Below are 19,830 nucleotides of genomic sequence, written 5' to 3' on the forward strand. Positions count from 1 at the left end.
TCACGCGATGGCGGTCGTCTCGACGGCTTTCGCCATGTCGACGACCGTCCATCCTGGCCGATATGGATTGGGCCGGCGACCCGTTTCGCGAAAGCCGTAGGCCTTATACAACGAAACGTTCCGTTCCATTCTGGAATTGGTGTAGAGTCGGATTTCAGGCAAGCTCCACAGGCGCGTCTGTTGCTCGGCCCAGTCGAGCAGCGCTATGCCGAAACCCTTGCCTTGAAAGGCGGGCGCAACGGCGACGCTGAAGATCACTGTGTGGTCATCGTGCCGTTCGAGAACGATCAGGCCGGCCGGCTGTCCGTACTGCTCCGAAAGCCAGACCTCGCCGCGTTCTATGCGCGGCGCATAGTCCTCGGTGACGGGGATCGGCGGCGCTCCGAACAGGGCAGTGTAGGGCGCGTAGGCGTCGGTGGTGAGCGAGATCACCGTAGGGAGATCATCGGCCCGAGCGGCTCTCATGATCAAAACTGGCCCGCGCCGGCAGCGGCCGCAATCACCTTGTCCATGCCGGCGGCGATCGCAGCGACGGCATTGCGACTAGCGTCGCCCAAGCCGTGGCGTTCCGCCAGCCAGTGTGCGTCATTGTAGGAGAGCCAGACCGTGCCTTGCTCGTCCTCCCAAGCCAGCGCCTTGACCGGCAGATCGATGCCGGCAAGCTGCCGGTCCTGCATCAGTGGCGTACCGCCTTTGGGATTGCCGAAAATCAGGAGCTGGGTTGGACGCAGTGATGTTTCGACATTGCGCGCACCGGCGGCGTGGTCAATGCGGGCGAAGACCAGCAATCCTGCACGTTCCACAGTCTCGACCAGGCGATCGATGGTTTCGGCCACGCCGAAGCTGCTTTGGACCGTGATGAGACCGTTCTTTGCCATCACTCCGCCGCTTCGCGCTTGCCTCCGGGGCGCCGCTCCAGCAATTCCCTCAGGAACTGCCCGGTATAGCTGCGCTTTTCGCGAACGATGTCCTCCGGCGTGCCGGACGCCACCAGCTCGCCGCCGCCGTCACCACCTTCGGGGCCAAGATCGAGAACCCAGTCAGCGGTCTTGATCACCTCTAGATTGTGCTCGATGACGACGACCGTGTTGCCCTGGTCGACCAGCTCGTGCAGCACTTCAAGCAGCTTGGCGACATCGTGGAAATGCAGGCCGGTGGTCGGTTCGTCGAGGATGTAGAGCGTTTTGCCGGTTGCCTTGCGCGACAGTTCCTTGGCGAGCTTGATGCGCTGCGCTTCGCCGCCCGATAAAGTCGTCGCCTGCTGGCCAACATGGATGTAGCCGAGGCCGACCCGTTTCAGCGTCTCCAGCTTGTCGCGCACGCCGGGCACGGCGGCGAAGAAATCGACGCCTTCCTCGACCGTCATGTCGAGCACGTCGGCGATGGACTTGCCCTTGAACAGCACGTCGAGCGTCTCGCGGTTGTAGCGCTTGCCGTGGCAGACATCACAGGTGACATAGACGTCGGGCAGAAAATGCATCTCGATCTTGATGACGCCGTCGCCCTGGCAGGCCTCGCAGCGGCCGCCCTTGACGTTGAACGAGAAACGGCCCGGCTGGTAGCCGCGCGCCTTGGCCTCCGGCAGGCCGGCGAACCAGTCGCGGATCGGCGTGAAGGCGCCGGTATAGGTTGCAGGGTTGGAGCGCGGGGTGCGCCCGATCGGCGACTGGTCGATATCGATGACCTTGTCGAGGAATTCCAGCCCTTCGATGCGGTCGTGATCGGCAGGATGCTCACGCGAGCCCATGATGCGGCGTGACGCCGCCTTGAACAAGGTCTCGATCAGGAAGGTCGACTTGCCGCCGCCGGACACGCCGGTGACGGCGGTAAACGTGCCGAGCGGGATTTCAGCGGTGACGTTCTTCAGATTGTTGCCGCGCGCGCCGACGATCTTCAGCCGGCGGTTCTTTTTCGCCTCGCGCCGAACCGCAGGCGTCGCCACTTCGAGCTCGCCCGACAGATATTTGCCGGTGATCGAGGCGGGCGTCGCCATGATCTGCTGCGGTGTGCCCTGGGCGATGATGTGACCGCCATGGATGCCGGCGGCCGGGCCGATATCGACGACGTAGTCGGCATGCAGGATGGCATCCTCGTCGTGCTCGACGACGATGACCGTGTTGCCGATGTCGCGCAGATGCTTCAGCGTGTCGAGCAGGCGGGCATTGTCGCGCTGATGCAGGCCGATCGACGGCTCGTCGAGCACGTAGAGCACGCCGGTCAGGCCGGAGCCGATCTGCGAAGCGAGGCGGATGCGCTGGCTCTCGCCGCCCGACAGCGTGCCGGAGTTGCGCGACAGCGTCAGATAGTCGAGACCGACATCGTTGAGGAAGCGCAGCCGCTCGCGGATTTCCTTGAGCACGCGCACTGCGATCTCGTTCTGCTTGTCGTTAAGCGAAGCAGGCAAATCGGTGAACCACTGGTCAGCCTTGCGGATCGACAGCTCGGTGACCTCGCCAATGTGCTTGCCGGCGATCTTGACTGCGAGCGCCTCGGGCTTCAGCCGGTAGCCGCGGCAGGCCGGGCAGGGCGTGGCCGACATGAAGCGCTCGATCTCCTCGCGCATCCAGGCGGATTCGGTTTCCTTCCAGCGGCGCTCGAGATTGGGGATGACGCCCTCGAAGGTCTTGGTCGTCTTGTAGGAGCGCAGCCCGTCATCATACTGGAAGGCGATTTCGCGCTCGCCAGTGCCGTGCAGGATCGCTTGCTTTGCCTCTTCGCTCAAATCCTTGAACTTGTCGCCGAGCTTGAAGCCATAGGCAACGCCCAGCGCTTCCAGCGTCTGCGCATAATAGGGTGAGGTCGACTTCGCCCACGGGCTGACGGCGCCGGCACGCAGCGAGACATTCTCGTCGGGCACGACCAGGCTGGCGTCAATGGCGCGCTGGCTGCCGAGCCCGTCACAGGTCGGGCAGGCGCCGAACGGATTGTTGAACGAGAACAGCCTGGGCTCGATCTCGGGAATGGTGAAGCCGGACACCGGGCAGGCGAATTTTTCCGAGAACAGCATGCGCTCATGCGTCTCGTTCTTCGACTTGTTGACCGAATCCTCGCCGGTCTGGCTGGCGTCGAGCGGCTTGTCGGCAAATTCCGCCACCGCCAGCCCGTCGGCCAGCTTCAGCGCGGTCTCGATGGAATCGGCGAGCCGCGTCGCCAGATCGCCGCGCACGACGATGCGGTCGACGACGACGTCGATGTCGTGCTTGTACTTCTTGTCCAGCGCCGGCACGTCGGCGATCTCGTAGAAGACGCCGTCGACCTTGACGCGCTGAAAACCCTTTTTCTGCAGCTCGAGCAGTTCCTTGCGGTACTCGCCTTTGCGGCCGCGCACCATCGGTGCCAGGATGAACAGCCGGGTGCCCTCTTCGACCGCAAGCACCCGGTCGACCATCTGCGAAACCGTCTGGCTCTCGATCGGCAGGCCGGTGGCCGGCGAATAGGGGATGCCGACGCGGGCGAACAAAAGCCGCATATAATCGTAGATCTCGGTGACGGTGCCGACCGTCGAGCGCGGGTTCTTCGAGGTGGTCTTCTGCTCGATGGAGATGGCCGGCGACAGGCCGTCGATCTGGTCGACGTCCGGCTTCTGCATCATCTCGAGGAATTGCCGTGCGTAGGCCGAAAGGCTCTCGACATAGCGGCGCTGGCCTTCGGCATAGATGGTGTCGAAGGCAAGCGACGACTTGCCGGACCCCGACAGGCCGGTCATGACAATCAGGCTGTCACGCGGCAGGTCGAGATCGACATTCTTCAGATTGTGTTCGCGTGCCCCGCGAATGGAGAGATATTTATGGTCGGCCATCGCCGGTCGCCGCCTCAGAATCTGGAATTCGTGGGATGGGCGGGTTTTCCCGACCACCCCCTATGTAGGTAATTTCGCCGCCTTTTCGAGAGACGCCACAACTCTCGACCAATGCGTTTAACCGCCTTTCGCGCGAACGGGCAAGCGGAAAGAACAAAGGCCGAACACGCTCCTGACAAAAGCTGCCCGTACAGCCGGCTTCACAATGCGTCTCGCGATCACATTTTTCGGTAATCGGCTATTCAAGGTTGACGTCCATGCGTCACGGGGGCAGACTCCAAACGTCAACGAAGCCGGCCGTCTTTCGATGGCCTCGCGGCCTGGGGCTAGCCTGCGAGATGCCGTGGGTTATGCGATGAGCGCTTCGACGACGACAGTCACAATGAACAGAAGGAGAGCAGAGGCATGACTCCACCGGATAGTTCCTTGAGGCTCCACGTGTCGCTGGAGCCGCGGCAGGTATAAGTGGCCAGGTCAGGCGTTTTGCGCTATCTGCCAACGTTGACTTGCCGATCCCCACAACAATCAGAGACCGCTAGTCGGATCGTCGGCTGAACGCCGCGAAGCATCCGAAATAAAAAGCCGGCAGTACACTCCCGGCAATTTGGATTTCAGATCCAAGAAGCCCCGTCAGTTGCATAAGCAATGGCGGGGCTGTTCGTTTGAAGCGCACATTTGTGGTACATACCAGGCGAACTTAGCGGCTGGGAGGCCTGATCCCGCCGGTAGCGACATCGATGGTTATGCTACCGGAAATCCGAACTTCGGTATCGCCGATCTTGAACGTGCCGTTGCCGCTGCTGGGAACTGCGTCGTCTGGCTCTGGCTGCGGCGCTGGCTCGGCGATGCGATAGTCGCTGGTCACACCGGGCAGGGCGCCCCTTTGCGAAGACGTCGAATTATCTTGGGCAAGTGCCATGCCCACCAGCATGTTCGTGCCGGCAACGGTCGCGACGGCAACGCATAACAGGCTGGATGGACGGTTCGCGATCATCACCGGACTATAGTGCCGCGATAGCGGCAAGACCAGACCGACTGCCCTGAAATTGCTGGGCGCTCAGTCGCCTCAGTGCCGGCCGCCGCCTTCGCTCGTTCACGCGGCCTGTTTGCGAGTGTCGAAAACATGGTCAACGAGGCCCCAATCCTTGGCCTCCTGCGCGGTCATGAAAAAGTCGCGGTCGAGCGTGCGTTCCACTTCTTCGTAGGTGCGGCCGCAATGCTGGGCGTAAAGATCGGTCATGCGCCGCTTGGTGCGAAGGATGCCCTCGGCATGGCGCTGGATGTCGGAGGCCTGGCCCTGGAAACCGCCGAGAGGCTGATGCAGCACGATGCTGGCGTTGGGCAATGCGATGCGCCGCCCCGGCGTGCCCGCCATCAAGAGGAACGAGGCCATCGAGGCGGCGAAGCCCATACAAACGGTGGAGACCGGGCAGCTGATGTACTGCATCGTGTCGTAGATGGCGAAACCGCTGGTCACCACGCCGCCCGGCGAGTTGATGTAGAGCGAGACCTCCTTGTCGGGATTGTCGGATTCCAGCGACAGAAGCTGGGCGCAGACCAGCGCCGAGGTGCCGTCGTCGATCGGGCCGTTGATGAAGACGATGCGCTCGCGCAGCAGCCGCGAAAATATGTCGAAGGCGCGTTCGCCGCGGCTCGACTGCTCGATCACCATCGGCACCAGATTGGCAAGGCCGCTCATCGTTTCTCTCCGTTGACTATTGTCGTTCAGGCCGCGCGCAGGAAGAGGCGCGGGATGTTGGCGGCGATCTGCTTGTGCCTGGGATTGCGCGCTTCAAACGAAAGCCGACAGCCGGCGCCTGCCATCGCGATCTCCGGCATCGCTGCCCGAGCAAAACCATCATGGACGATGCGCAGATGCGTGCCGCCGGAAACGGTGCGATCGAGCGTAAAGGTGACGATGCTGTCCACCGGGCTGTCGTCCATTGGGCTGTCCACCGGGCTGCCGGGCGGCGCCTGTGTATCGCCGGGCGCCGGCCGTTCCCGCCAGGAATAGCGCAGCAGCCGTCCGGGATCGGCGTCGAGGATTTCGCATTCGATCGGCGCCTCGGGCGCTTTAAAGGCAAAGCGGCTACCGATCTTTGGTTCAATGTCGTTCGGCATCATCCAGGCCGCGAGCAGGTCCGGCACCGTCAGCGCCCGCCACACCTTTTCCGGCGGCTCCGGCAGCTCGCACTCGAACTCGATCTTGTCTGCCGCCATTTCCGCGCGTTCTTTGCCTCGGCTGGTCATTGGTCCATGTCCTTCAAAACCGTCTTGAGCCTTTCGATGCGCTCTGGCCAGAACGCGCGGTAGCGTTCGATCCAGCCGAGCAGTGGCGCAAGCCCCTTCGGATCGGCGCGGTAATAGGCGTTGCGACCGGCCCGGCGCTCGACCACGAGGCCGGCGCCGCGCAGCACGGCGAGGTGTTGCGATACCGCCGGCTGCGATACCGGCATGCCAGTGCGCAGTTCCGACACCGTCATCTCGCCGCCGGCGAGCCGCTCATAGACGGCGCGACGCGTCGGATCGGCCAGTGCCCGAAAAATCTCTGCTTCGATCATGTCAAAAGCATAAGTCGATACTTATCGGTTTGGCAAGCCGTGTTTTTAAGACAGGCGGTGTTTTTTAAGACGGGCGAGGTTTTACAAACTCGCTGGAAGCCAGCGTCTCACCATGTCAGGGGATCCGTTGAACGTCGCCTCGAAAACTGATGACGCGAGCACGGCATGGATATGAAGCATTTCGGAGCCGACGTTTCGGAAGCCATGTCGCCTGCGCGCGGCAACAACAAGCGACTGTCCGGCAGTCAAGACGACATGCTCTTCGTCGATCCACATCTCGGCCTTGCCAGCGATGACGGTAAGCACTTCCTCGACCGGGTGCCAATGTGTCGGGGCGCCAACCGCTGGTTCGACCCATTGTTCGAATATGCAAAGTTGAGTTGCGCCGTTGCGAGCCGAGACATGCATTCGGGTCTTTACCCCCGCCCGCCATTCTTCTTGCGGCTGATCGTCATGCGCAACCGTCTTCATGCGTTCGCCTCGATCCCATGGTCTGTGGAAATTCGACGCCAAGACACTACTTCTTGCTGACAACTATTGACAGTGCAGGGCCTGTACTATAGAACGAAAAGAGAACAAAAACGTTGTGGGAAAAGGCAGCGACGGCAGGCAGGGCTTATCCATAGCCTGTAAGGTGCAGCGACAGAAATCTGGTTTCGGATGAGCGCGGAGAAGTATCATGGCGGGTAGCGTCAACAAGGTCATTCTGGTGGGCAACCTCGGGGCGGACCCTGAAATCCGCCGCCTGAATTCGGGTGACCCGGTTGTCAACATCCGCATCGCGACGTCGGAAAGCTGGCGCGACAAGACGTCCGGAGAGCGCAAGGAAAAGACCGAGTGGCACAATGTCGTGATCTTCAACGATCAGATCGCCAAGGTGGCCGAGCAGTATCTGAAGAAGGGCATGAAAGTCTACGTCGAGGGCCAGTTGCAGACGCGCAAGTGGCAGGACCAGACCGGCAATGACCGCTATACGACCGAAATCGTGCTGCAGAAATTCCGCGGCGAGCTGCAGATGCTCGATGCACGGGGCGAGGGCGGCGGCCAGGTCGGCAACTATGCCGGTGGTGGTGCCAGCCGCGGGTCCGATTTCGGCCAGTCCGGCCCGGGAGAAAGTTTCAATCGCGGTGGCGCCAACAAGGGCACCGGCGGTGGTTCGTCGCGCGAACTGGACGACGAAATCCCGTTCTGATTTCTCGGGGCGGACTGCCCTTGCGGCGAAAAGCGCCAGCACCTTGGCCACGAAATGGCGTCCCGAAAATCTGTCTTGGATTTTCGGGACGTTGTGCGTTTGAGCGGTGAAAGGACGGATCAGTGAAAGCAAGGGTCAAATGGGTCGAGGAGCGCACTTTCGTCGGCGAGTCCGCCAGTGGGCACAAGCTGGTGCTAGGCACTGCGTTCGGGCCGGAGGGCAAGACGCCGGGGCCGAGCCCAATGGAGCTGGTGCTGATCGGCACCGGCGGCTGTTCGGCTTATGACGTGGTCCATATCCTGGAAAAGGGGCGCGAGGCGGTCGAAGATTGCGTCGTCGAACTCGATGCCGACCGTGCAGAAGCCGATCCCAAGGTGTTCACCCGCATCCACATGCATTTTGTCGTCAAGGGCCGGGCGCTGTCGCACGACAAGGTAAAGCGCGCGATCGAGCTTTCGATCGAGAAATACTGCTCGACCTCGGCAATGATGGCCAAGACCGCCGTGATCACCCATGACTTCGAAGTGATCGAGACGGCGAAGTAGGGCGGTTCCTACGTCGCCATCAGTGCCTTGATGCCGTCGGCGACGAACTGCACGGCGAGCGCCGCCAGTATGACGCCAAGCAGCCGCGTGAGGATCGAACGGCCGGTCTGGCCGAGGATACGGTCGATGCGCTCTGACAGCACGAACACCAGGTAGGTGATGACAAGGCAGATCGCGATGATGCCGACAAGTGCTGTCTGCGCGCTAAAACCCTGAAACGAGCTTGAGAGCAGGACGGTCGCCGAAATCGCGCCGGGACCCGCAATAAGCGGGATCGCCAGCGGAAAGGCGGCGATGTTGTGGATCATGTCCCTGGTGATGGCGACATCGCCGATCTTCTCCTTGCGGTCCTGCCGGCGCTCGAACACCATTTCGAAGGCGATGAAGAACAGCAGAAAGCCGCCGGCGACGCGGAAGGCCGGCAGGGTGATGCCGAAGACTGACAGGATCGACGCGCCGGCGACTGCGAACAACGCCATCACCAGGAAGGCGATGACCGAGGCGCGCACGGAGACCTGGTTGCGCTCCTCGCGGTTCATGCCGCGGGTCACGGCGAGGAAGAGCGGCGCCAGGCCGGGCGGATCGATCGTCACCAGTATGGTGACGAAGGCGTTGAACAGGCTGTCGAAGCTCGGCATGCTGACCCTCCCCGCCGGCAATGCCGGATAACGGGATTGGTAGAGCAAAGCGGTGCCAGTGGAAACCGTGCGGATCAGGGGCTGGCGGCGCGCCGCGCCAGAAACTCGACTTCGACACGCCAGGTGGCGCCGTCGTCATACGAGCGCTCGCCCAGCCAGCGGAAGGAATCTCCGGTGATCCGGGAAAAGCTCCAGCGTACCGAAGCGCCGGTGCCGTCTGCGCCCAATTGGACGATCGTGTCGCCTTCGACGCGGCCCAGCTGGCGGCTGTAATACTGGTTGCGCGGGTCGCTCCAGAAGATGTGCCAGACGTCGACGCCTGGGTCATAGACGCGCAACGTCGTGCCATAGAAGGTCCATTTGCCGAGCGACGGCGAGGGGCCGGCGTCGCGAGCGGGCAGGATCCATACGTCCTGGATCGCTCGGCCTTCAAGCACCCAGCCGAAGTGCACCTCGCCGCGCCCGGTCAGCACCTGGCCGTCTTCGAGATGGCGCGTGGCGTCGAACGTCCAGGCGCCGACGAAGCGGCCGTAAAGGTTCAGTTTCTCGGCAAGGGCCGGTGCGGGCCCATCGCTGTGCAGGGCCTTGGCAAAGGAATTGGACATGGCTTCGCTCTCATCTTGTCAGGAGACCGGCAAGCATAGAAGCCGACAGGGGTTCTGCGCTTGGGAAAAATTGCTATGTTTCGGCGATGACGACGAGCGCGCATAGGCTGGCGTCGGGCCGAGGCTGGCAGGTGTTGGATGTCATCTGCACCGCTAGTGCCGCCGACAGGCCATTCGAGGAGGAGCATCGGGATTTCTGCGTCGCCGCCGTGACCAGCGGCACGTTCCGCTATCGTGCGCGCCAGGGCACGGCGATGCTGGCGCCTGGCGCGCTCCTGCTCGGCAATCCCGGTACATGCTACGAATGCGGTCATGAGCATGGCGCCGGCGACCGCTGCCTCTCCTTCCATTTCGGACTGGCCTATATGGAGCGGATCGTCGCCGACGCGGGCGCAAAGCAGCTTGATTTCAGCATGCCGCGCCTGCCGCCTTTGCCGGCGCTGGTGCCGCTGCTCGCCGAAGCGGAGGCGGCGCGCGAGATGGCCGACACCGGCGCGTTCGAGGAACTCGCCCTGCGCATTGCCGGCGCAGCCGTGACAGCGGCTTGCGGCGATACGGATCGGGGACGGGCGCCAAGTCGCCGTGACCAGAAGCGTGTCGCCGAAGCGGTGCGCCGCATCGAAATCGATGCCGACCGGCCGATCTCGCTTGCCGAACTCGCCGACGAGACCGCCACCAGCCCTTACCATTTCCTGCGCACCTTCCGGCACGTTGCCGGCATGACGCCCTATCAGTTCCTGCTGAGAGCGCGGCTGCACAGGGCAGCCGTGCGGCTGCGGACGTCAGATCAGGCGATCTCGGCGATCGCCTTTGCGGCGGGATTCAACGATCTATCAACCTTCAACCGCCGTTTCCGGCGGCTGATGGGCGAGACGCCGGGAACTTATCGCGCCCGCCGGCGACGCTCGTGAAAGGGTGCCACGGCCATATCGTCGCAATTGGTGTATCCTTTTGAATTTGCCGCTAAAAACGACACTGGAAAACTGCCGCGATTATTGGAGTTTCGGGCCGGCTTCCTATATAAGCACCAAGTGATTCCTGATTAGATTGTGATCCGATTTGACCGACCAAAAGACACCGCGCGGCGCCGACGGCGGCCCCACCGGCATCGAGCCGATATCCATCATCGAGGAGATGCAGCGCTCCTATCTCGATTACGCCATGAGCGTAATCGTCAGCCGTGCGCTGCCGGACGTGCGCGACGGCCTCAAGCCGGTGCATCGCCGCATCCTCTACGCCGCCTATGAGAGCGGCTATCACTGGAACCGCAAATATGTGAAATCGGCACGCCCGGTCGCCGACGTGATGGGTAAATACCATCCGCATGGCGACGCCTCGATCTATGACGCTTTGGTGCGCATGGCGCAGGATTGGTCGCTGCGCGTTCCGCTGATCGACGGGCAGGGCAATTTCGGCTCGATCGACGGCGATCCGCCGGCGGCGATGCGCTACACGGAATCGCGGCTGACCAAGGTCGCGCATGAGTTGCTGGAAGACATCGACAAGGACACCGTCGATTTCCAGGACACTTACGATGCGTCGGGCAGCGAACCGAAAGTCCTGCCGGCGCGCTTTCCGAACCTGTTGGTCAACGGCTCCGGCGGTATCGCCGTCGGCATGGCCACCAACATCCCGCCGCACAATCTGGGCGAGGTCTGCAACGGCGCCATTGCCCTCATCGACAATCCGGCGATCGACCTGCCGGCGCTGATGGAGATCATTCCTGGACCGGATTTCCCGACCGGCGGCATCGTGCTTGGCCGCTCCGGCATCTACAGCGCCTATTCGACAGGCCGCGGTTCCATCGTCATGCGCGGCCGCGTCAACGTCGAGCCACGCGGCAACGACCGTGAATCGATTGTCATCACCGAGGTTCCCTACCAGGTGAACAAGGCGTCGATGATCGAGAAGATGGCCGAGCTGGTGCGCGATAAGCGCATCGAGGGCATTTCCGACATTCGCGACGAGAGCGACCGCCAGGGTTACCGCGTCGTTATCGAACTGAAGCGCGACGCCGTCGCCGATGTCATCCTCAACCAGCTTTACCGCTTCACCCCGCTGCAGACGTCCTTCGGCGCCAATATGGTGGCGCTGAACGGCGGCAAGCCGGAATTGCTGACGCTGACCGACATGCTGAAGGCGTTCGTCGCCTTCCGTGAGGAGGTGATCAGCCGGCGCACGAAATTCCTGCTGCGCAAGGCGCGCGACCGCGCCCATGTGCTGGTCGGCCTTGCCATTGCTGTTGCCAACATCGATGAAGTCATCAAGCTGATCCGCACGGCGCCGGACCCGCAGACGGCGCGCGAGCAGTTGATGGAGCGGCGCTGGCCTTCGGGCGACGTGGAATCGCTGATTCTGTTGATCGACGATCCGCGCCATCGCATCAACGAGGACGGAACCTACAATCTCTCCGAGGAGCAGGCCCGCGCCATCCTCGAACTGCGCCTGCAGCGCCTGACCGCGCTCGGCCGCGACGAGATCGCGGACGAGCTGAATACGATCGGCGACGAGATCAAGGATTACCTGGACATCCTGTCGTCCCGCGCCCGCATCCAGCAGATCGTCAAGGACGAACTCATCGCCGTGCGCGACGAGTTCGGCACACCGCGCCGCACCGAGCTCGCCGAGGGCGGGGCCGACATGGAAGACGAGGACCTCATCCAGCGCGAGGACATGGTCGTCACCGTCAGCCATTCCGGCTACATCAAGCGCGTGCCGCTGTCGCTCTACCGGGCGCAGCGCCGCGGCGGCAAGGGCCGCTCCGGCATGTCGACCAAGGACGAGGATTTCGTCACCCGGCTGTTCGTCGCCAACACGCACACGCCGGTGCTGTTCTTCTCCTCACGCGGTATCGTCTACAAGGAAAAGGTCTGGCGCCTCCCGATCGGCAACCCGCAATCGCGCGGTAAGGCGCTGATCAACATGCTGCCGCTCGAACAGGGCGAGCGCATCACCACCATCATGCCGCTGCCGGAGGATGAGACGAGCTGGGGCGAGCTCGACGTGATGTTCGCCACCACGCGCGGCACGGTGCGTCGCAACAAGCTTTCGGACTTCGTCCAGGTCAACCGCAACGGCAAGATCGCCATGAAGCTGGACGAGGAAGGCGACGAGATCCTCGGCGTCGAAACCTGCACCGACAATGACGACGTGCTTTTGACGGCAAGTTCCGGCCAGTGCATTCGCTTTTCGGTCAGCGACGTACGCGTCTTCCAGAGCCGCAATTCGGTCGGTGTACGCGGCATAGCCATGGCCGATGGCGACCGGGTGATCTCGATGGCGGTGATCGAGCATGTCGATGCGCCGCCGGCCGAGCGGGCCGCCTACCTCAAGCGGGTGGTGGCTGAACGCCGGCTTGTCGTCGACATTGCCGCCGGTGAGGAGGAAGAAATCCAGCTTACCAATGAGGAGGTCGGCGAAGAGGCGGAGCTTTCCGACGAGCGCTACGAATTCCTCAAGGCACATGAGCAGTTCGTGCTGACGGTTACGGAATATGGCTACGGCAAGCGTTCGTCGTCCTACGATTTCCGTCTGACCGGCCGTGGCGGCAAGGGTATCCGCGCCACCGACGTGTCGAAAACGGCCGAAATCGGCCGCCTGGTGGCGACTTTCCCGGTCGGCAATGACGATCAGATCATGCTGGTTTCGGATGGCGGCACCGTCATCCGCGTCCCGGTCAACGGCATTCGTTTTGCCAGCCGCGCCACCAAGGGCGTTACGATCTTTAATACCGCAGAGGGCGAGAAGGTCGTTTCGGTGGAGCGGATTTCAGAGCCGCAAGCCGACGAAGAGATCGAAGAGAGTGTCGATGCTGAAGGTGGCGCTGCTACCGATGCCGAAGGTGGGGAGCCTGACACTACCGTCGAGTGAGTTTGCCGCGACGGCGCCAGCCCTATGGGCCGGCGTTCTCAAGAAACCCCAGCAATCTAGAAGTGGCGATAAGGCTTGCGGATGCCGAAGCCTTCGAACCGTTTGGTATTGGCCTTGGCGCGGACTCGCTGTGCTTCCTGATGCAACCCGAATACGGTAGCGATCAGCATGGCGACGGTCATTGCGGTGGCGAGCATGTAGATCAGCATGTGCGTGTTCTCCTGCGCCTAACAACGGTTAGATGGGTGTTTGGTTTCATCTTTCGAAGCTGCAACTTAGTGAACACTGCGTGAAGCCGTTGTGAGCGGCACATTCATCTGTCGTTCACGTCGGCCAAAAGGTTCATGGGGCGGGCCTGCCGATCGGATTTGCCTTTAGGGGAGAGGCTCGCTAGAAGCACCTGCCATGACCGAACGCATCGCCCTTTATGCCGGCTCTTTCGACCCGCTGACCAACGGCCATCTCGACGTGCTGAAGGCGTCGCTGGCCGTGGCGGACACCATCTATGCGGCGATCGGCATCCATCCCGGCAAGAAGCCATTGTTTTCCTTCGAGGAACGGGTCGATCTGATCGAAACGGCAACGAAGGCGGAATTCGGCAGCGACGGTGCGCGCATCAAAGTGGTCGCCTTCGACGGTCTGGTCATCGACGCGGCCAGGAAGCATGGCGCCTCGATCATGATCCGCGGCCTGCGCGACGGCACCGATCTCGACTACGAGATGCAGATGGCCGGCATGAACGAGACCATGGCGCCTGAGCTGCAGACGGTTTTCCTGCCCGCCAGCCCCTCGGTGCGCACCATTACCGCCACACTTGTGCGCCAGATAGCTTCGATGGGAGGCGACATCCGCCACTTCGTGCCGGCGGCCGTGGCCGGCGCGCTCACCGCCAAATTCGCGAAATAAATGCATGTCGCTCAAAAGTGGAGCCCGGTTTTGGGTAACGACATGCATGAACGAAGATATTCGGAGAAAGATCCCATGCAGCTGAAAAAGCTTGCCTTCTTGCTTGCCGTGCTTGCCGGTCTTGTGACGGCATCCGTGTCGGCCTTTGCCGCCGATCCGGAAAACACCATGATCGTAACGCTGAAGGACGGCGACGTGACCGTCGCGCTGAGGCCCGACCTTGCGCCGAAGCACGTCGCGCAGATCAAAAAGCTGGTGCGCCAGGGCGCCTACGACAACGTCGCCTTCCACCGCGTCATCGACGGCTTCATGGCGCAGACCGGCGACGTCAAGTTCGGCAATATGAAGAGCGGCTTCAATGCCGACGCCGTCGGCACCGGCGGTTCCGATCTTCCCGACCTGCCGGCCGAATTCTCCAGCACCGAGCACTACCAGCGCGGCGTGGTCGGCATGGCCCGCTCCGACGATCCGAATTCCGCCAATTCGCAATTCTTCATCATGTTCGCGCCGGCACCGCCGCTCGACGGCCAGTACACCATCGTCGGCAATGTCGTCAGCGGCATGGAGCTGGTGGACCACATCAAGAAAGGCGAAGCGGCGCAGAACGGGACGGTGACCGACCCCGATCGCATGATCAAGGTGCGTATCGCCGCTGACGGCAAGTAAACCCAAGTTTCAAAAGGATATTCTGACATGGCCGAGATCAAGGACCGCGAGAACGCGCTTATCATGGACACGACCAAGGGCAAGGTCGTCATTGAATTGTTCCCAGACCTGGCGCCCGGCCATGTCGGCCGCATCAAGGAGCTGGCGCGCGAAGGCGCCTATGACGGCGTAGTCTTCCACCGCGTCATCGACGGCTTCATGGCGCAGACCGGTGACGTGAAATTCGGCAATTCCAATAAGCCGTCTTTCGCGCCGACCCGCGCCGGTACGGGCGGTTCCGACAAGCCCGACTTGAAGGCCGAGTTCTCCAACGCCAACCACGGCCGCGGCACCTGCTCGATGGCGCGCTCGCAGAACCCGAACTCGGCCAATTCGCAGTTCTTCATCTGCTTCGACGATGCCGCCTTCCTCAACCGCCAGTACACGGTGTGGGGCCAGGTCATCGAAGGCATGGACAATGTCGACAAGATCAAGCGCGGCGAACCGGTGCAGGATCCCGACAAGATCGTGTCGCTCAAGGTCGCGGCCGACGTGAAATGACCAGCCGGGCTGTCGCGGCCATCGCATTTGTGCTCGTCGCGGCGGCCACTCCGGCGGTGGCGACGGAATCGATCGTTTGCAGCGCCGACGGCGGCGCGGCATCGATCGACGTGTTGATGGGACACACAGCCGTCATTGCAGTGGCGCGCGTGTGGCTGGATGCCGGCGGCAAGACATGGACCACGGACGGCCAGCCGGGTTCAACGAAAGTCATCGTCGGACAGGCATTCGAGGACGACGAGCGTATGCTGATCGATCTCACTGATGAGGGCCTCAGCTCGATCGTCGCCAGATTGCGGCTGGTCAAGGCCAGCGAGCAGTCCAGTTTCGCGATGGGCGGCACATTGAGCATAGACGGTGTCGGCGCCTGGGCGGTGACCTGCCCGGAACCTTGAGGCGGGGATTTCTTGCGCGTCGACCTTTTTGACTTCGATCTGCCGGAGGAGCGCATCGCGCTTCGCCCAGCCGAGCCGCGCGACAGTGCCAGAATGCTGGTGGTCAGGCCGGGCGCGGGGCTCGAGGACATGACCGTGCGCGACCTGCCGTCCCTGCTCAAGGCTGGTGATGTGCTGGTTTTCAACGACACCAAGGTCATTCCTGCGCAGCTGAAAGGCATCAGGCGGCGCGGCGAGGCAGCGGCGCAGGTCGAAGCCACGCTGCACATGCGGACGGCGCCCGACCGGTGGCTCGCCTTCATGCGGCCGGGCAAGCGCGTCGCCGCCGGCGATCGCATCCATTTCGGTCATGATGCCAATTCCTGCTTTCTCGGCCAGCTCGACGCGACCGTGATCGAGAAGGGTGAAGGTGGCGAGGTGCTGCTCGGCTTCGACCTGTCGGGTCCGTTCCTCGATGAGGCTCTGCACGCCGTCGGCCACATCCCGCTGCCGCCCTACATCGCCTCCAAGCGTGACGACGACGAGCGCGACCGCAGCGATTACCAGACCATCTATGCCAGGGAGGAGGGCGCCGTGGCCGCGCCGACGGCGGGGCTGCATTTCACGCCGGAGCTGTTTGCCGCGCTCGACGCCAATGGCATCGAGCGCCGTTTCGTCACGCTGCATGTCGGCGCCGGCACGTTTTTGCCGGTGAAGGCGGACGACACCGCCGACCACAAGATGCACGCCGAAACCGGTTCGGTCAGCCCGGAAACCGCCGAGGCGCTGAATGCGGCGAGAGCAAAAGGAGGGCGCATTATCGCTGTCGGCACGACATCGCTGCGTTTGTTGGAGAGCGCGGCTGGCAAGGACGGCAGGCTGGCCGCATGGTCAGGCCCGACCGACATCTTCATCACGCCCGGCTATCGCTTCAAGACCGCCGACATGCTGATGACCAATTTCCATCTGCCGCGTTCGACGCTGTTCATGCTGGTTTCGGCCTTCTGCGGTTTGCAGACGATGCACGCGGCCTATGCGCATGCCATTGAGAACCGCTACAGGTTCTATTCCTATGGAGACGCAAGTCTTCTGTTCAGGGAGGATAACGATGGACGATGACCTGGAAACTTTCGGCCGCGAAGCCTTGCTCGCCGAGGTCAGGAAACTGCGCGCCGGCATCCGCCAACACCGCGACGCCACCGGCCATGATCTGTGCTGGCATCACCCCGAACTCTGGTCGCTTTTACCCGAAAAGACCGAGCCGGCGATTGCCGTGCCGCCCTGGCCGAAATTCATGCGCGGCTGCATCCGCTACCGGCAGTCGCTCGACCGACAGGCTCCGGACGCGCCGGTGTTCGACAAGGAGTTCGATGGCTAGGGAATTCAATGACTAACGCATTCGCCTTCAAGGTGCTGGCGACCGAAGGCAGAGCCCGGCGCGGCTCAATCACCATGCCGCGCGGGGAAATCCGCACGCCCGCTTTCATGCCGGTCGGCACCGGCGGCACGGTGAAAGCCATGTATATGGATCAGGTGCGCGGTGTCGGCTCGGACATCATCCTTGGCAATACCTACCACCTGATGCTGAGACCCGGCGCCGAGCGCGTGGCTCGGCTCGGCGGCCTGCATGAATTCGCCCGCTGGCCCTATCCGATCCTCACCGACAGCGGCGGCTTCCAGGTGATGTCGCTGTCGAAGCTGAGGAAACTGACCGAGAACGGCGTGACCTTTCGTTCGCATATCGACGGCGGCGCCTACGAGATGTCGCCGGAGCGTTCCATCGAGATCCAGGGGCTGCTCGATTCAGACATCCAGATGCAACTCGACGAGTGCACGGCGCTGCCGGCCAAGGAAAAAGAGATCGAGCGTGCCATGGAGTTGTCGTTGCGCTGGGCCGAGCGCTGCAAGACGGCGTTCGGCGAGCAGCCCGGCAAGGCGATGTTCGGCATTGTGCAAGGCGGCGATATACCGGACCTGCGGCTGCGCTCGGCGCAGGCGCTGAAGGCGATGGAGCTGAAGGGCTACGCGGTCGGCGGGTTGGCCGTCGGCGAGCCGCAAGCGGTGATGCTGGAGATGCTCGACATCACTTGCCCGGAGTTGCCGGCTGACCGGCCGCGGTACCTGATGGGTGTCGGTACGCCGGACGACATCTTGAAGTCGGTGGCGCGCGGCATCGACATGTTCGACTGCGTGATGCCGACGCGGGCAGGGCGGCATGGCCTTGCCTATACACGGCGCGGCAAGGTCAATCTGCGCAACGCCCGCCATGCCGACGATCCGCGCCCGCTCGATGAGGAAAGCGACTGCCCGGCCGCACGCGACTATTCGCGCGCCTATCTGCACCACCTGGTGCGCTCGCAAGAGGCGCTCGGGGCGATGCTCCTGACCTGGAACAATCTGTCCTACTACCAGCAGCTGATGCGCGACGTTCGCGAAGCGATCGGGGCTGGCAGGTTCGCCGGACAAGCTGAGATCATCACGCAGCAATGGGCAAACGGTGACCTCCCCGTCCGGTAGGCGTGCTCGCCAGGAATCCGGCTCCAGGGAGGAGTCGCACCTGCCATGAACTGTTTTGAAACGTCTGCCTAATAAGCATTGCCGGACGACATCGGGCGAGGATCAAGAACCTGTTCGTTTCGGGGCAAGTTTCAGTTCCTGGCACGACGGTGCGGACGAATGGCAGCGCCGAGCCTTCGCCTTCGCCCTCCGTGGCGGTCCAGCAATGGACGGCGGGGTCGTTGCTTGCCGTTCTGGTCATCGCCGTGACCGGCTTGGTTTTGCGCTTGCTTGGCGCGCGCGGCGACCTTTGGCTGGACGAGATCTGGAGCTTTGCGCTGATTGAGCCGCTGACCTCGATCGACCAGATATTCTGGCGCGTCAATCACGACAACAATCATTTCCTCAACTCGGTCTATCTCTATCTCATCGGCCCCGACGCTTCGCCTTTGATCCAGCGAGGCCTGTCGATAGCACTAGGTGTTGCCACGACAGTTGCGGCGGCAGCGACCGCCGCACCGCACGGACGACGGGCGATGATTGCCACAAGCCTGTTGTTTGCCGTGAGCTATCCGATGGTGCACTACGGCTCGGAGGCGCGTGGCTATGCCGGCCTTGTGCTCTTCACGCTGCTTTCGGTGGTTTTTCTGGAGCGCCGGCTCGACAACAAACGGTTGTCTGGCACGGCCTTGGCAGCGGCGATCCTTTTCGGGTTCCTATGCCATCTCACCATGATCGGAATGGTGGCAGTCCTCGCAATCTGGACCGCGTGGCTCGCCTGGCAGCGTACGGCGAGGGTCAGCCGTGTCGTTGCGGATCTGGCGTCGATCTTCCTGCCGGCCTTGCTTGCCGTGCTGCCGCTGGCTGCCTGCGTGTTTATCGGCGGCAGGCTGTTCGGCTTCAGTGTCGGTGGTGTTTCGCCGTTCTCGATTGCCGCCTTCGCGCAGGGCTATGGCGGAATGATCCGCTCTCTGTTCGGGCTGCCCCCCTGGTTCGGCGACTGGCCGTATATCGTTGCCGCCTGCGGTCTTGTTGGCCTCTCCGCTGGTGTCTGGTGCGATCGCCGGGCCAGCCTCTATGTCATCGGGATTATCGGACTGCCTTTGCTCATGGCGGCGACACATCTGCCCAATCTCGAGTTTCCGCGCTATTTCATCATCAGCGGAACATTGCTGCTGCTCTGGGCCGGCGAGATGATCGGTCGCGGCTTGGCTGCTCGCGGGACTGCCAGGCTATTTGCGGTGGGAGCACTGGCGATCGTGGTGAGTGGAAGCATTTCGTCGCTGCTCCAATTCTATCAGTACGGACGCGGCTCGTACGCTGCTATGGTCGATGAAATGACCAGGAACGGCGCTGCCGCCTATGCGAGCAACAGTGATTTCCGCACCGCCATGGTCGTCGATTATTTTGCGGCGCGGACGGATCGTCGGGCTTGGCTGGTTCCGGAAAACAGGATGTGCGCCGACCGGCCGGCTTGGCTGATCCTCGAGGGGGATGTGGACAAGCAAGCCGAACATGTTGAACCGACGGCCGCATGCGCTTTGGCGTATGAACGGGCCGACGCGTCGAGACACTGGGGGTTTTCAGGCCTGAGCTGGACGCTCTACCGGCGACAGGATTGAGACAACTTTGCCCTCC

23 protein-coding genes are annotated in these 19,830 nt (G+C 62.6%); 12 read left to right on the top strand and 11 right to left on the bottom strand.

What is annotated here, in order from left to right; all coding sequences use genetic code 11:
• From NKJ09_RS01725 to NKJ09_RS01760, 8 genes are all read right to left on the bottom strand, one after another.
• Positions 1–471 (bottom strand): GNAT family N-acetyltransferase, encoded by a 471-nt coding sequence (locus NKJ09_RS01725; protein ID WP_352494576.1) that lies wholly within the window; start codon positions 469–471, stop codon positions 1–3.
• Positions 468–878 carry a DUF302 domain-containing protein gene (locus NKJ09_RS01730; protein ID WP_352494577.1) on the bottom strand — a complete coding sequence of 137 codons (411 nt, stop codon included), beginning with the start codon at positions 876–878 and terminating at the stop codon, positions 468–470. Before NKJ09_RS01730 ends, NKJ09_RS01725 begins: the two co-directional genes overlap by 4 nt.
• Positions 878–3,799, bottom strand: coding sequence for an excinuclease ABC subunit UvrA (gene uvrA, locus NKJ09_RS01735; protein WP_352515887.1), 2,922 nt, complete (start codon positions 3,797–3,799; stop codon positions 878–880). Before uvrA ends, NKJ09_RS01730 begins: the two co-directional genes overlap by 1 nt.
• Positions 3,800–4,496: 697 nt before the next feature.
• Complete coding sequence (locus tag NKJ09_RS01740; protein WP_023717802.1) at positions 4,497–4,793, bottom strand: hypothetical protein; 297 nt, start codon at positions 4,791–4,793, stop codon at positions 4,497–4,499.
• Between the two features lie 99 nt (positions 4,794–4,892).
• A complete protein-coding gene (locus NKJ09_RS01745; RefSeq protein ID WP_352482251.1) occupies positions 4,893–5,498 on the bottom strand; it encodes an ATP-dependent Clp protease proteolytic subunit in 606 nt (201 codons plus the stop codon).
• A 26-nt stretch (positions 5,499–5,524) separates the two neighbouring features.
• On the bottom strand, positions 5,525–6,049 hold the full coding sequence (locus NKJ09_RS01750) for an SRPBCC family protein (RefSeq protein WP_023717800.1): 525 nt from the start codon (positions 6,047–6,049) through the stop codon (positions 5,525–5,527).
• On the bottom strand, positions 6,046–6,360 hold the full coding sequence (locus NKJ09_RS01755) for an ArsR/SmtB family transcription factor (protein WP_023717799.1): 315 nt from the start codon (positions 6,358–6,360) through the stop codon (positions 6,046–6,048). Before NKJ09_RS01755 ends, NKJ09_RS01750 begins: the two co-directional genes overlap by 4 nt.
• Positions 6,361–6,441: 81 nt before the next feature.
• Complete coding sequence (locus NKJ09_RS01760; RefSeq protein ID WP_023717798.1) at positions 6,442–6,831, bottom strand: cupin domain-containing protein; 390 nt, start codon at positions 6,829–6,831, stop codon at positions 6,442–6,444.
• Positions 6,832–7,039: 208 nt separating this feature from the next.
• On the opposite strand from NKJ09_RS01760, the gene NKJ09_RS01765 reads away from it, so the two are divergent.
• Complete coding sequence (locus tag NKJ09_RS01765) at positions 7,040–7,552, top strand: single-stranded DNA-binding protein (protein WP_023717797.1); 513 nt, start codon at positions 7,040–7,042, stop codon at positions 7,550–7,552.
• Between the two features lie 122 nt (positions 7,553–7,674).
• Entirely contained in the window at positions 7,675–8,097 is a 423-nt protein-coding gene (locus NKJ09_RS01770) for an OsmC family protein (RefSeq protein WP_352494579.1), read from the top strand.
• An 8-nt stretch (positions 8,098–8,105) separates the two neighbouring features.
• Here NKJ09_RS01770 and NKJ09_RS01775 read toward each other — a convergent pair whose 3' ends face one another.
• Complete coding sequence (locus NKJ09_RS01775; RefSeq protein WP_023717795.1) at positions 8,106–8,735, bottom strand: MarC family protein; 630 nt, start codon at positions 8,733–8,735, stop codon at positions 8,106–8,108.
• Positions 8,736–8,809: 74 nt separating this feature from the next.
• Positions 8,810–9,340: a hypothetical protein gene (locus tag NKJ09_RS01780; RefSeq protein ID WP_352494580.1), complete on the bottom strand. Its 531-nt coding sequence runs from the start codon at positions 9,338–9,340 to the stop codon at positions 8,810–8,812.
• Positions 9,341–9,426: 86 nt separating this feature from the next.
• Here NKJ09_RS01780 and NKJ09_RS01785 point away from each other — a divergent pair, with 86 nt between their 5' ends.
• The gene (locus NKJ09_RS01785) at positions 9,427–10,251 is read left to right on the top strand and encodes a helix-turn-helix transcriptional regulator (protein WP_352494581.1); all 825 of its coding nucleotides are present in this window, start codon (positions 9,427–9,429) and stop codon (positions 10,249–10,251) included.
• A gap of 148 nt (positions 10,252–10,399) precedes the next feature.
• A complete protein-coding gene (gyrA, locus tag NKJ09_RS01790; protein WP_023717792.1) occupies positions 10,400–13,210 on the top strand; it encodes a DNA gyrase subunit A in 2,811 nt (936 codons plus the stop codon).
• A gap of 56 nt (positions 13,211–13,266) precedes the next feature.
• On the opposite strand, the gene NKJ09_RS01795 is transcribed toward gyrA, so the two are convergent.
• The gene (locus tag NKJ09_RS01795) at positions 13,267–13,419 is read right to left on the bottom strand and encodes a hypothetical protein (RefSeq protein WP_023717791.1); all 153 of its coding nucleotides are present in this window, start codon (positions 13,417–13,419) and stop codon (positions 13,267–13,269) included.
• A gap of 196 nt (positions 13,420–13,615) precedes the next feature.
• Here NKJ09_RS01795 and coaD point away from each other — a divergent pair, with 196 nt between their 5' ends.
• From coaD to NKJ09_RS01835, 8 genes are all read left to right on the top strand, one after another.
• Positions 13,616–14,116, top strand: coding sequence for a pantetheine-phosphate adenylyltransferase (gene coaD, locus NKJ09_RS01800; RefSeq protein WP_023717790.1), 501 nt, complete (start codon positions 13,616–13,618; stop codon positions 14,114–14,116).
• A gap of 75 nt (positions 14,117–14,191) precedes the next feature.
• Positions 14,192–14,782, top strand: coding sequence for a peptidylprolyl isomerase (locus NKJ09_RS01805; RefSeq protein ID WP_023717789.1), 591 nt, complete (start codon positions 14,192–14,194; stop codon positions 14,780–14,782).
• Positions 14,783–14,809: 27 nt separating this feature from the next.
• Positions 14,810–15,322 carry a peptidylprolyl isomerase gene (locus NKJ09_RS01810; protein ID WP_023717788.1) on the top strand — a complete coding sequence of 171 codons (513 nt, stop codon included), beginning with the start codon at positions 14,810–14,812 and terminating at the stop codon, positions 15,320–15,322.
• Positions 15,319–15,717: a hypothetical protein gene (locus NKJ09_RS01815; RefSeq protein WP_023717787.1), complete on the top strand. Its 399-nt coding sequence runs from the start codon at positions 15,319–15,321 to the stop codon at positions 15,715–15,717. Before NKJ09_RS01810 ends, NKJ09_RS01815 begins: the two co-directional genes overlap by 4 nt.
• 12 nt (positions 15,718–15,729) lie before the next feature.
• A complete protein-coding gene (queA, locus tag NKJ09_RS01820) occupies positions 15,730–16,815 on the top strand; it encodes a tRNA preQ1(34) S-adenosylmethionine ribosyltransferase-isomerase QueA (RefSeq protein WP_023717786.1) in 1,086 nt (361 codons plus the stop codon).
• The gene (locus tag NKJ09_RS01825; RefSeq protein ID WP_352494582.1) at positions 16,805–17,074 is read left to right on the top strand and encodes a hypothetical protein; all 270 of its coding nucleotides are present in this window, start codon (positions 16,805–16,807) and stop codon (positions 17,072–17,074) included. Before queA ends, NKJ09_RS01825 begins: the two co-directional genes overlap by 11 nt.
• An 8-nt stretch (positions 17,075–17,082) precedes the next feature.
• Entirely contained in the window at positions 17,083–18,213 is a 1,131-nt protein-coding gene (gene tgt, locus NKJ09_RS01830) for a tRNA guanosine(34) transglycosylase Tgt (protein WP_352482259.1), read from the top strand.
• Positions 18,214–18,434: 221 nt separating this feature from the next.
• A complete protein-coding gene (locus NKJ09_RS01835; RefSeq protein WP_352494583.1) occupies positions 18,435–19,814 on the top strand; it encodes a glycosyltransferase family protein in 1,380 nt (459 codons plus the stop codon).
• Positions 19,815–19,830 lie beyond the last annotated feature (16 nt).

This window comes from Mesorhizobium sp. M0189, assembly GCF_040322135.1.
In the GTDB taxonomy this organism is placed as follows: domain Bacteria; phylum Pseudomonadota; class Alphaproteobacteria; order Rhizobiales; family Rhizobiaceae; genus Mesorhizobium.